Origin of the sequence: Psychrobacter sp. APC 3279 (assembly GCF_030407795.1) — a bacterium.
Lineage (GTDB): Bacteria > Pseudomonadota > Gammaproteobacteria > Pseudomonadales > Moraxellaceae > Psychrobacter.
Genome location: NZ_JASDCR010000006.1, coordinates 84,851 through 97,173 on the forward strand (window position 1 = coordinate 84,851; position 12,323 = coordinate 97,173).

The 12,323-nt window shown below is 43.4% G+C and carries 11 protein-coding genes and 1 riboswitch; of the genes, 2 read left to right on the forward strand and 9 right to left on the reverse strand.

The features are described 5' to 3' along the window. Nucleotides 1-134 precede the first annotated feature (134 nt). On the reverse strand, nucleotides 135-296 hold the full coding sequence (locus QL898_RS04440; protein WP_290175941.1) for a hypothetical protein: 162 nt from the start codon (nucleotides 294-296) through the stop codon (nucleotides 135-137). Continuing rightward, a riboswitch (TPP riboswitch) is annotated at nucleotides 257-373 on the forward strand. Its footprint overlaps the gene before it by 40 nt. Before the next feature lie 151 nt (nucleotides 374-524). Between QL898_RS04440 and QL898_RS04445 the strand changes: the two genes are divergently transcribed. Further along, a complete protein-coding gene (locus tag QL898_RS04445) occupies nucleotides 525-1,421 on the forward strand; it encodes an ABC transporter substrate-binding protein (RefSeq protein WP_290175942.1) in 897 nt (298 codons plus the stop codon). 109 nt (nucleotides 1,422-1,530) lie between these two features. Here QL898_RS04445 and QL898_RS04450 read toward each other — a convergent pair whose 3' ends face one another. The 3 genes from QL898_RS04450 to QL898_RS04460 all read right to left on the reverse strand — a co-directional run bounded on the left by QL898_RS04450 (nucleotide 1,531) and on the right by QL898_RS04460 (nucleotide 7,132). Continuing rightward, a complete protein-coding gene (locus QL898_RS04450) occupies nucleotides 1,531-2,829 on the reverse strand; it encodes a VWA domain-containing protein (RefSeq protein ID WP_290175943.1) in 1,299 nt (432 codons plus the stop codon). 34 nt (nucleotides 2,830-2,863) lie between these two features. Continuing rightward, nucleotides 2,864-3,928 carry a RelA/SpoT domain-containing protein gene (locus QL898_RS04455; RefSeq protein ID WP_290175944.1) on the reverse strand — a complete coding sequence of 355 codons (1,065 nt, stop codon included), beginning with the start codon at nucleotides 3,926-3,928 and terminating at the stop codon, nucleotides 2,864-2,866. A gap of 270 nt (nucleotides 3,929-4,198) precedes the next feature. Beyond that, nucleotides 4,199-7,132 carry a valine--tRNA ligase gene (locus QL898_RS04460; RefSeq protein ID WP_290175945.1) on the reverse strand — a complete coding sequence of 978 codons (2,934 nt, stop codon included), beginning with the start codon at nucleotides 7,130-7,132 and terminating at the stop codon, nucleotides 4,199-4,201. A 258-nt stretch (nucleotides 7,133-7,390) separates the two neighbouring features. On the opposite strand from QL898_RS04460, the gene QL898_RS04465 reads away from it, so the two are divergent. After that, nucleotides 7,391-8,533 (forward strand): formate/nitrite transporter family protein, encoded by a 1,143-nt coding sequence (locus QL898_RS04465; RefSeq protein WP_201548124.1) that lies wholly within the window; start codon nucleotides 7,391-7,393, stop codon nucleotides 8,531-8,533. A 235-nt stretch (nucleotides 8,534-8,768) separates the two neighbouring features. On the opposite strand, the gene QL898_RS04470 is transcribed toward QL898_RS04465, so the two are convergent. The 5 genes from QL898_RS04470 to QL898_RS04490 all read right to left on the reverse strand — a co-directional run bounded on the left by QL898_RS04470 (nucleotide 8,769) and on the right by QL898_RS04490 (nucleotide 12,230). Further along, nucleotides 8,769-9,692: a bile acid:sodium symporter family protein gene (locus tag QL898_RS04470; protein ID WP_201548125.1), complete on the reverse strand. Its 924-nt coding sequence runs from the start codon at nucleotides 9,690-9,692 to the stop codon at nucleotides 8,769-8,771. A 306-nt stretch (nucleotides 9,693-9,998) separates the two neighbouring features. Then, on the reverse strand, nucleotides 9,999-10,505 hold the full coding sequence (locus QL898_RS04475) for a heavy metal-binding domain-containing protein (RefSeq protein WP_201548126.1): 507 nt from the start codon (nucleotides 10,503-10,505) through the stop codon (nucleotides 9,999-10,001). A gap of 78 nt (nucleotides 10,506-10,583) precedes the next feature. Then, nucleotides 10,584-11,024: a YbjQ family protein gene (locus QL898_RS04480; RefSeq protein ID WP_227679299.1), complete on the reverse strand. Its 441-nt coding sequence runs from the start codon at nucleotides 11,022-11,024 to the stop codon at nucleotides 10,584-10,586. 113 nt (nucleotides 11,025-11,137) lie between these two features. Beyond that, nucleotides 11,138-11,695: a YecA family protein gene (locus tag QL898_RS04485; RefSeq protein WP_057761653.1), complete on the reverse strand. Its 558-nt coding sequence runs from the start codon at nucleotides 11,693-11,695 to the stop codon at nucleotides 11,138-11,140. A 298-nt stretch (nucleotides 11,696-11,993) separates the two neighbouring features. Continuing rightward, entirely contained in the window at nucleotides 11,994-12,230 is a 237-nt protein-coding gene (locus tag QL898_RS04490) for a PA3496 family putative envelope integrity protein (RefSeq protein WP_057761656.1), read from the reverse strand. Between the last annotated feature and the right edge of the window lie 93 nt (nucleotides 12,231-12,323).

The window sequence follows — 12,323 nt, forward strand, 5'->3', positions numbered from 1 at the left end:
TAATTGGGTAAGTACCAATGATAAATACTGCACTCATTTATTAACACGTCGATTGAAAGCGCTTATAAAAAGCCGTCACAAATGAGAACTGTTATAAAGAGCGGTTAACGAACATCAGTCATCACTTGCCATCGTCATTCCCGATACGCTTGCATCCCATCTTGTAAGTCGTCTATGATGACGCAGTAGCTATCGATAATAGCCATTCGCAGTACTGATTCATTAGCAGTACTGATCAAAAATAATGCAATACCAATCAATCTTGTCGGGGTGCTTTGATTTAACGCTGTACACACAGCCCACATCATCGCTGAGACACACCCGTGAACCTGAAGCAGTTAGCACTGACGTAGGAAACAAGCGTGACACGCCTTAATAGGTCTACAAATAAGAGCAGTCTATAGAGGATGTCCTGTTATGAACGCACCTCTAGTATTGAGACCTTACCTTTCTTATTTGGCCTTTCTTGTTTTACCTCAATAGTATCAGTCTGATTGTTTCCCATACTCAAAAAGGAAACAACAATGCAGCCGACCACCAAACTTACCCTCACTCTCGAATGGTTTTTGAACCCTGATCACCTGCCCTTTATCGCTGGTATGACCACGGGCGCATATGAGAAAGCAGGGCTTGATATCACCATTATCGAGCCAGATGACCATTATGATGGTTTTGCGGAATTACAGAACCAAAGTATCGATCTGCATGTCAATGAGCCTATCCATCTGTTTGAGCATTACGCGCCCAACCTGCGCGCGCTGGGCTGCTTTTTTGAGACCGATGGCGGCATATTGATGCAACGCGCTAGCATGGATAAATTAAAAGACAATCAACCTATCCGCATCTGCACCCCGGCCGCTGAGGAAAAAACCAATCGTATTGGCTTTGAGATATTAGCGCGCTATGCCAAAAAAAATGGCTTTAGTATTAGCCGTGATAATGTGACTTTTGTGCAAAAAGACTTTTATCATATAAAAAACCTGCAAGAAGACCCAGGCCTAGATGGTGCATGGCTATGCTTTTATAACTTTGAGGGCGTTGAAGCGACTCATGAAGGGTTGGACTTTGAATTTATCGATCAGCACCTGTCGCCCTATCCGAATTTTTCGGCGTTAGAGATTCTGACAACGGATGAGATCTATAGCGCGAAAAAAGACGCGATAGATGCCTTTATCCAAGTGACCAACCAAATGACAGAACTGTGCAAAAATGATTCAGAAATTGCTCACCATATGTATTACGACTATAGTAAAACCGAAGCCGATGTGCTGATGGATGCCATCATTGACAACACGCTAGGCAGACTGATTACACCGATCAAGCCTGATGCAGATAAATGGCAAGAACTGCGTGAGATGCTAGCCGAAATCGATATCGTAACCTTGACTGATGAGCAATATCAGTCGCTTTGGGCACTGTAAGCATTTTATAAGTTACAATATTTTGAATAATAAAAAACCGCCATCGTATTTGCTGTGGCAGTTTTTTATTTAGCTGTAATCGAATAGTGAGGTTAGCGCAGTAATACTTTTATAGTGAATTGACTATGCCTAGTTGCTTGGCTTCTTTTAGCCACATTGGGAACTCTTCTAGCATGTTTTCATACAAGGCTTCTTCGCTGATATCATCCAAATCATCGAGTTCAAAAAAGTCGCAATTATCAATCACGCGCCCTGTCATATCGTCTAGTTTTTTGAGGATGCCATAACCACGACCACCTAAGCCCACAAATTGCCAAAATATCGGCAGTTTCGCGGCTTCCGTCATGACTCTGGTGATACCGCGATTGTCATTCACCCCGCCATCACTGATAAATAGCACGTATACGGGCACATCCAAGCCGTCCTTTTGATAAAACTCCTTCACGGCTTTCATGACTTCTGCTTCATTGTTGATGCGCGGGCCAAGTGCCCATTTGCGCCAGCCACCATGAGCATTATTGATAAAACCGTCATAGTTGCTCAGTCCAATCTCGCCCAAATACTGCGGATCTCGGGCAAACGCCCAGCAGTCTAGTGCTTGGTCGTCATCGAAGCTCACTGCCAATGGCAATAAGCGGTTGACTACCTCTTGCACGCGGCCTTTTTTGTACTGTCTATTCATTGATCCTGAGGCATCTAACACCAGTGCTACTTTTGCGGTTAATTGCTGCAATTGGCGTTTCTCGAGTGATATCGTGGCTTTTTTGGCCAGATTGACCAGTTTTGGCGCTTTGTCTAGCATAACCTTTTCTAACGACGGTTTTGCTTGCACTGGCGTGGCGGTCGGCTCGAGTACTTGTGGGCTGCCCTCTTCTACGTCACCACCGAAATGCTGCACGATGGCGGCAAGTCCACCATTAAAGCCTTGCGCGACGTTAGATACTCGCCAAACGCCACCCTTACGATAGAGCTGCATCAACATACTGGCTTGCTGCTGTGCAAAGTCTGCTGCTTGATATTCTGCCTGTACCTTTTGCGATTGCTGCCAAATGCCAATCTCTAATGATTGAATTTGATTCAGCGGGGTGTCGGCTGATAACACAAAAAATAAGCTGTCTATATTCGCAGCCAGTTTGGATAAGTTAACTTCAAACTCGGCTTGGATGCTGCTAGAGGACGTTGGCTTCGACTCGTAATGTGTGAGCTTGATTTGCCCGCATGGAGAGGTTGGCTGATTATAAAACACCATGTAATCATCATTGATCAGTTTGCCCGCTGCGTCTAAGGCAAAGCAGCTGATATCCATCTCTATTGGGCTTTGACGAGTGAATTTAAGCGTGATTGGTGCGGTATCGCCAATAGCAAGATTGCTCAAAGGCGCGCGTTGTCCGACAGTGAGATGGTTCATGGTGTTCCTTTAATCTATTTGAGAGATTAGAAATTTAGCTCAAGTTGGATGCGTAATCATTTAGCCTATCAAAATACCTTTTTAGAATGCTTATAAATTCAGATACATCTATGTAGAAGTTCGGAAAAGCCTTTCTCAAGTTAGTTAAATTTGTGATTTCAACGAATAAGACTTGAATTTGATCTGTATAATTCAATTCTTCTTCTAATCTAATATAAAGGTCATTAACAGTTTTAGATGCCGCTTTAGGATAAGTTCTCACTACACTTTCTTTTTTAATGTAGTCAATAAATATAATTGCATAGTCGTTCTTGGAAGTTTCATTTAGCTTATAGCTTATATCGGAGGTCATGTTATTAAGGAGCGCTAGTAGTTCTGTTATTTTCAACTCTAGCATTATCTCTTTAAGCCTTATAGAGCCTCTAATCACTTCTTCTGCGTCATCTATAGTAAGGTGCTTACGACCACTTTCAAACTTCTCAAACCATGAAAATATATAAGAAGATTCCTTAAAAAAATTCTTCCAGTCTTTTTCGCCATCGCCCCCTTTGAAATCTACTCCCATATAGGTCCCTATAGTTTCTACCACAGTAGACCATGCATGCTGTGACTTCGTCCTAACTTGTAACTCAAATAATCTTTTGTACTCTACACCTTTATGGTTATTCGTTATTTCGAAAGTTATATGGTAGCTTCTATACCCATCTTCTTTAGGTTTTTTTATATAATTAAACTCTCTAACGAGAGAAATATTTTTACCTAAAATTTTACCTTCTTGCAATGACTTAACTACCTTTGCTAGCTCTTTTAAATCATTGACTACAAGTCTTACACCTACAATATCCTGCATTTTTGTAAGTCTCATACCTTTACTTTTGACTAATTTCTGTTTTATTGACACTAGCCTTTTTAGTCGTTGACCTATGTAGCAATTCTTAAGATTTAGACTTTTGACAATTCTTTCTAATAGTTTTGAAGCTATATCCAATGTATAAATGTTGTGAGATCGCCACTCTCTTATCACTTCATGAGCCTGCCTGTTATTAAAGTCTTCAGATATAAGCTTATATACGTTGTTGTAGTATGTGTTGGACTTCATTCGAAGGTACTCACTATCGGATATAAATCTTGTTGTATTTTAAAAATACTCAGAAGGCTGTATTTATCACTGATTTCGGAAAACGTTATTTACCGACTTCGTTTTAAATAACAAAGTCGTAGAAACATACAGTATGATGAATCATAACACACAGATGTTTATCAATAGCATATAGATGAAATCTGAAGTAAAGAACTAACCAGTAACCAATAAAAAACGCCATCACAATTGTGACAGCGTTTTTTATTACTGTAAGTACTTAAGCACCCATTACAATGCCTTCAACTCTTCCATCTGCGCCGTCATCGCCGTCAACTGCCCTTCTAGCTCAGCCAGTTTCGCCTTCTCAGCATCGACCACTTCTACAGGTGCTTTACTGACAAAGCCTTCATTACCAAGCTTACGCGCGATGCCTTCGGCTTGACCTTTCAACTTATCATATGACTTACCTAAGCGTGCCAGCTCAGCCGTAGGATCGATCAGACCTTTCATCGGTACGAGGACACGTAGCTGACCGACCATACTTGATGATGACAGTGGTACTTCATCACCTTCTTTGACAATCTCTAAGCTCTCGACCTTGGCAAGCGCTTTGAACTGGTTTTTGATACGTGACAGACGCGCATCTTCATCAGCAGAGATATTTTGTAGTAGCACTGGCAGACGTACCGCGTTGCCCAATTTCATCTCACCACGGATGTTACGGACGCTAGCGATCAGCTCCTGTAGCCACGCCATATCCGCCTCAACCTGCTCACTGATTTGGCTGGCATCGGTCTGTGGATAGTCAGCGACCACGATACTGTCGGTGTTTTTACGACCTAGTAATGGCGCGATGGTCTGCCAGATTTGCTCAGTCAGATACGGCATGATTGGATGAGTAAAGCGTAGCGCCGTCTCTAGCACGTGCAGCAGCACATAGCGGATTTGTGCTTTACGCTCATCAGACACTGAGTCATCATTTAGGCTAGCTTTGGCAAGCTCAACGTACCAATCACAGTACTCATTCCAGATGAACTCATAGATATCTTGGCTGACCATATCGAGACGATACTGAGCAAAATGCTGATGGATATCGGCAACGGTAGAGTTCAGACGACTCATGATCCATTTTTCTGGCAATTCCCATACGTCAGGATTCGCCGTTTGGTCGATAGGCTTAGCACTGCCTTCGCCATCGACACAGTTCATGAGTACAAAACGGCTGGCGTTCCAGATTTTATTACAGAAGTTACGATAGCCCTCAACACGCTTTAGATCAAAGTTGATATCGCGACCAGTACTGGCTAGTGAGGTAAAGGTAAAGCGCAGTGCATCCGTACCATACGCTGGGATGCCTTCTGGGAACTCTTTACGCGTTTGCTTCTCAATCTTGGCTGCGTCTTTTGGATTCATCATGTTGCTAGTGCGTTTTTCGACCAACGCTTCTAGCTCAATACCGTCGATTAGATCGATCGGATCTAAGACATTACCTTTTGATTTTGACATTTTTTGACCATTGCCATCACGTACCAGACCATGAACATACACGGTCTTAAATGGTACTTGCGGCGTGCCATCTTCGTTTTTCACGAAGTGCATGGTCATCATGATCATGCGCGCTACCCAAAAGAAAATAATGTCAAAACCTGTCACGAGAACGCTGGTTGGGTGAAAGGTGTCCATCACGCGTGGATCAGCGTTGACGTCTGCCCAGTCAAGCGTACTGAATGTCCATAGACCCGAGCTAAACCAAGTATCAAGCACGTCATTATCTTGGCGCAGTTTTACATCGTCGCTTAGGTTGTATTTAGTGCGTACTTCAGCTTCGTCACGGGCGACATATATTTCACCTGTCGCATCGTCATACCATGCAGGGATACGATGTCCCCACCACAACTGACGGCTGATGCACCAATCTTGTAGATCGGTCATCCACGCCATATACATGTTTTTGTACTGCGCAGGGACGAACTCAATGCTGCCGTCTTCTACTGCGTCAATCGCAGGCTTGGCAAGCTCTTTGACCGCGACATACCACTGATCGGTTAGCCACGGCTCAACGATCGTACCGCCACGCTCAGCACGCGGGGCTTTTAGTGCGTAGTCTTCGATATCTTCTAACCAGCCCTGCTCGCCTGCTTGCTCTACAAGGAACTTACGCGCAGCAAAACGCTCAAGTCCTGCATACTCGCTCGGTGTAGTCTCTAGCTCTGGCTCACGTGTTTGCAGATCAGGATAGACTTCCATCGCTGGTAGAATATTAGCACGCTCATCGAGAATATTAATCAATGGCAAGCTATGACGACGACCTAACTCATAATCGTTAAAATCATGCGCTGGGGTGATTTTGACACAACCCGTACCGAAGTCTTTTTCGACATAATCATCAGCGACGATAGGCACGACACGACCCGTGATTGGCAAGGTAATGGTTTTTCCGACCAAGTGTGCGTAGCGCTCATCGCTCGGATTGACGGCGACAGCGGTATCACCGAGTAATGTCTCAGGACGTGTGGTGGCGACGACCAGATAGTTTTTGCCATCTTGAGTAGTTAAGTCTGTATCTGTGAAATGATAGCGAAAATGCCACAAGCTACCTTTTTCGTCGTGGTTTTCTACTTCTAGGTCAGATAGCGCGGTTTGGAACTTAGGATCCCAGTTGACTAGACGCTTACCACGATAGATCAAACCATCGTCAAACAGACGAACGAACACTTCTTTTACTGCATTGGACAGACCATCATCCATGGTAAAGCGCTCACGCGACCAGTCAACCGAGCTACCCAAACGGCGAATCTGGCTAGTGATATTACCGCCCGACTCTTCTTTCCATTCCCATACTTTATCGATAAAGTCTGCACGCGTCATATCACGGCGCTTGATACCTTGCGCTTCCAGACGACGCTCAACAACCATTTGGGTTGCGATACCGGCATGATCCGTACCTGGTTGCCACAGCGTATTATCACCATCCATGCGGTGATAACGGGTGAGCGCATCCATAATAGCGTTGTTAAAACCGTGTCCCATGTGCAGCGAGCCTGTGACATTTGGCGGTGGCAGCGCGATAGAGAACGACTCGTCTTTGTCAAAAGTCGGCTGAAAATAACCGCTTTCTTCCCAGCCTTGATACATACCTGCTTCGACTTGTGCAGGGTTATAGGCGTTTTCTAATTGATTTAGTGCCGCTTGGATAGAGGCGGTTAGGTTGTGGTTACTCATAATGGCATTATCTTTTATTGATTGAATGTGATCAAAGTTAATTGAATTAAAGAGAATATAAAAATTAGGAAAATAATGAATAGAGTGATTTTAACGCAGATAGGCAGATTTTGTTAGATGGTAAGGCAATTTATAAAGACTGAAGGCGATTTATTACTCAAATTGTTAATCAATTAACAACAGCAATCAAAAGAATGGGAAATATAATAGAGATTACTTATGCAACAAAATCATTAGCCTATAACCAGCGAGCCAACCGTGTCCCAAGATACCGAGCATGACCATGATTCTCAGGCTAATCTATCAGACAGCGAGCGTCTGAGCGTGAACACCACCCCTCCTATGCCTAAAAATAATCATACGCTAGAAGCAAACAGCGATTCTTCTAAAAACATTGAGGTAGATAATGACGCAGACGACACTACAGACAGTCATGCAAACGAAACTTCAGATAGTGACGCAGACGAACCTATTAAAGCCACCGAAGACTTAGAAAATGACGACCTGCCAGAAGAAATTAGCGACGAAGACAAAGAAACCATTAAAAAGGTCGCCAGTGATGACAATCTAAGCCAAGCGAAAAGCTACGCCAGCATTTTAGTCGAGCAAGTTATCCACGCAAAAGAAACCTTTGAGCGTTCACTTGGCTCGTTATTTACCAGTGCCTTGACGGCTGGTCTAGAGATTGGCATCAGCTTTTTTATGATTTTATCAGCGTTTGCCCTACTTAATGACGTGATACCAAGTCGCTATGCCATGGTGCTGTCGTCACTGCTGTATCCGATCGGCTTTATTATCGTGGTGATTGGTCAGTCGTTATTATTTACGGAGCAGACTTCCCTCTTGAGCTTGCCTGTCTTAAATAAAATCGAGCCGCTACATAAACTCCTGCGGCTATGGGGTATCGTCATCGCTGGCAATATCGTTGGCGGCTGTATCTTTGCAGCATTAATGATTGGTTTAGGACTGCATATGCATCTGTTTACAGACCACGCTATCGACGTCTATGCCGAGCATATCCTAGGTTTTGAGTGGTGGGTTATCTTTGGCAGCGCTGTGCTGGCAGGCTGGATGATGGGCGTGGCTGCATGGCTGGTGACCTCTGCACGGGACACACTTAGCCGTATCGTACTGGTGACGCTTATCACTGGTAGCATTGGATTTTTAGGCTTGCATCATAGTATCGTGGGTAATATCGAGGTATTTTCAGCATTACTATATGGCAATACCGTCAGTCTCTGGCGCTACTTGGTATTTTTAGTCGTGGTATTGGTGGGTAATACGGTGGGCGGCGTGGTATTCGTCGCGGTACTCAAAAACCGTACGTTCTTGTTTGAAATTGAAAAAGTGAAAGAACAAGCCGCTGAGGCAAGAGCGAAAATGGACAGACGAAGATTTTAGACTTGAGCTAAACTGATTTGAGTTAAACTGATTTGAGTTAAACTGATTTGAGTTAAACTGATTTGAGTTAAACTGATTTGAGTTAAAACGAGCATTAAACGCAAAAGCCCATAACACGCTTCATTATACAAAGCGGGTTATGGGCTTAATTTATTGCACCATACACTGTTGATTTTTTTGCCAAGTATTGTCTCAACTGGCGCAACAGTGCGTTACTACGATTATCTTAAACCTCTTACATTCTACGTGCTGCCAATACACTGTTTTCTATCTCGGTTCTTTTGGCTTTATTGTGCTGGGCAGTAAATACTCTGACCATGATACCTGCGGTCAAGAACATGATTAGCGTATAAATGGCTGGCGTCATCGACATCTTATAGTTAGCCAATAGCGTCAGTGCCATAAACATTGAAAGCGTACTGTTTTGTAGGCCGACTTCCATAGTAATCGAGCGTCTTTGCGCAGGATTTAGACCGAACCATTTACTGGTGTAATAACCAAGCGCCATCGTCGATACGTTCAATATCAATGCCACAGGGCCAGTAGCGATTAACGCTTCAACGATGATGTCTCGTTGCACATAGCTTAAGAAAAGTACCAAGAAGCTCAAGAATATCACGCCAAAACGAGACACCATCACCTGTCCCTTATCTGCCGCGTTAGGCGCATAGCGTTTGATCAACATACCAATACTGACGGGTAAGATAGTCAGAGCAATTAGGCTGATCATGGTCTTGACCACTGGCAACTGAAACTCACTACCCGCACCCATGAAGTATACGAGCGAAAAACTAAGGACGATAGGAATAGTAAATACGGTAATGACACTGGCAATAGCGGTCATGGTGACCGAAAGTGCGACGTCACCTTTGGCTAAATAGGTAAATAGATTCGATGTCGTGCCACCAGGACACAGTACCAGCAACATAACCCCAACGGCATATTCTGGCGCGAGAGACATGGAGGTTGCCAAAGCAAAACCTACGAGCGGTAAGAATATTAGCTGATTGGTCAAGCCTATGGCGACTGCTTTAGGGTATTTGACGACTCTCTTAAAATCATTGGTAACTAAGGACAATCCCATTCCCATCATAATCAAAAAGATACTAATGGGAATGACTTTTGCATTTATAAACGTGACTAACTCAACACCTTCCATAACTACATCCTTGTAGATAGAGCCCTTACATGGGCAGGTTTATGACAACCTCGTCATGCTCAATCAGCCAATCCTGCTGATATCTTGGGTAAAAGCCACCGACGTTGTCAGCTCTTTATATGATACTTTTCCATACAGTCGTGTTTTTTAAACCGACAATTTTTGATAAAACTGGTTATTACGAACCGAGATAATAACGGAACGGTAAAATTCAGTATATCGTTGTAAAAGTGTATGGTTTTGATTTTTCTGACTACTCGTCAGTCAATTATAGGTTTTTACACTTGAAAATAACGTAGAAATGATTTAAGCGGGGATTTTATGATTTATAGCAGATGTAGGTTTAATATGGTCAATACTAATCACTGCCGTACCGTAGGCGATGGCTTCGACCATACTGCCTAATTGGTTGACATTGGTTACCTCAAGACGTAACCCGTAGATATGCGTGTAGCCTTTGGCTTTTGCCTCAGTCCGCATACGAACGATGGCTTCGCGGCGTGCACGATCTAGCAAAGTCTCATAGGTGGTTAAGTTTTTGCCAAAGACACTTAATACGCGAGCGATAATCATTTTGAAATAATCTTGAGCGATGACGACACTACCAAGTACCAGCTCGCCTTCACTACCCGCTGCTAACTTGGGACGGTATAGACGTTCGCTTGAGACAGTGATATCGCCCAATGCTTGCTCTGCTACTGTTAGCTGTGCCAAATGCTGACGCTCATGGCGTGACCCAAAGAACCAGCCAGCCGCGAATAAGAAGACAAACGGCCCATAGTTGATGAGCACTTGCGTGAGTGAGTCATTCATAGCACGTTTCTCATCATAAAAAGCATCGGTGCTTTTAGCATTATAGGATTTGGTATTGTAGTTTTTAGTATTGTAGGATTAACCAAAAGGGTTGAAACGCGGTAAATCATCGGGTGCGACTTGGGTCTGAGTACTCACATTTTGATTAGAATGGTTGTGACCGTCGCTTTGTGGGTTTTGATACTGCTGCTGTGATATCGGCGCAACCTTGACCGCTGTACCATAAACAAAAAGCTCTGACGCACCTTGGGCAATACTAGAAGTCGAAAAACGCAGACCGACCACCGCATCAGCACCGAGCGCCTCTGCTTTGACAATCATACGATCGATTGCTTCTTGACGTGACTCTTCTAATAGCTCGGTATAAGCCGTCAGCTCACCGCCAACGATGTTTTTTAACCCAGCAAACAGATCCTTACCTACGTGCTTTGAGCGTACCGTACTGCCGTACACTACATCTAGGCGTTCAGTGATTTGATAATTAGGTAAGTGCTCAAGATTAGAGAGTTGCACAGTCATAGGATGACCTTATCGGTGACTTATAAAATATATAGTAAATCAAAGCGCTGCGATACAGCATAGACAAAACAAGACAGAAACAGCACCGTTAGCAGCGCTGTTTCTTAGCATTACTAATCGTTGGTATGGAACAATAAGAACAGCTCAGTTAAATTGCCTTCGATGCTATTGGCCATCTGTACCATTTTGTCTTCGTCTTTACGCATCTCAGACAGCTCTGGATCTTCATCGTCGATACCGCTAAGTACGATCATTGGCAAGGTCAATACTGCGACATCTTCTGCCGTTTCTTGATCTTCAAACCAGTCGCTTGCTTCATCACCATACATGGCATCGACAAAACCGATTGACCAAGCAACGATGTCTGACTCGTCAGAGAAATCAACCGCCACTTCTTCGTTACCAGCATCTTCACCAAACGGTAATTCAATAGGCGTCTCGTTTTTTAGCTCAGCCATGATCGAATCGCGCCAGCGTTTGATGCCATCGATGACATTTTCTGGAATCTCACTTACATGACCTTCGAACAGGGCATCCATCCAGTTAGGCAATGGACGACCGATAACCGTCGCTGTCAAAAAACCATGCGCTGCGACACTATCTAGCACGAACTGGCTTTCTTGATTGTCCAAATAGTCCAGTAATTCATCAAAACTTAGTTGGTTACTCATAATTTGGTTTTCCTTAGCAGATAGATGTCATCAATCGCAGTGGGCGATCGGTTAAATGAAAGAGGACGAGTACTTAAGTAGAGACTAAAGGCTGCTTAATTAATCAAACTCAAGCAACCTCTATCAGGTAAGTATTATCGAGATGAACGGATTGCGAGCAACCCTAGAAAATTAGAAAAGTAGCAAATAGCAGGCAACCAATTTGATGGAATGAGTAATTTTAGTCACTAAAATAGTCACTGTCATTAAAGTAGCCACTAAAGCACTTTAGTCCACTGAAACGACTGATGCCGACAAATTAAAAATCGTCATCATCCCAATCATCGCCGTCTTCATCGAAGTTGTCTATGTCGTCTAGATCGTCTTTTAACTCTTTAGCCAAACGCTTTTCTTCTAGCAAATTATCGATTAGCCGACGTTTTTCAAGACTACTTAAACGTGTACGTACGCTCGTCTCAGCTTCTTCAACCATCTTTGCATCATCATCGTCGACAAAATCATCATCAAAATCGTCGTCAATATCAGCGTCACTCATGACAAACTCCTATCATTTTTAGGCAAGGGTATTAAGAATACATCAATATATATATGCCTTATAAAGTCTCTATTGAATGTTGTCAATCCTTTT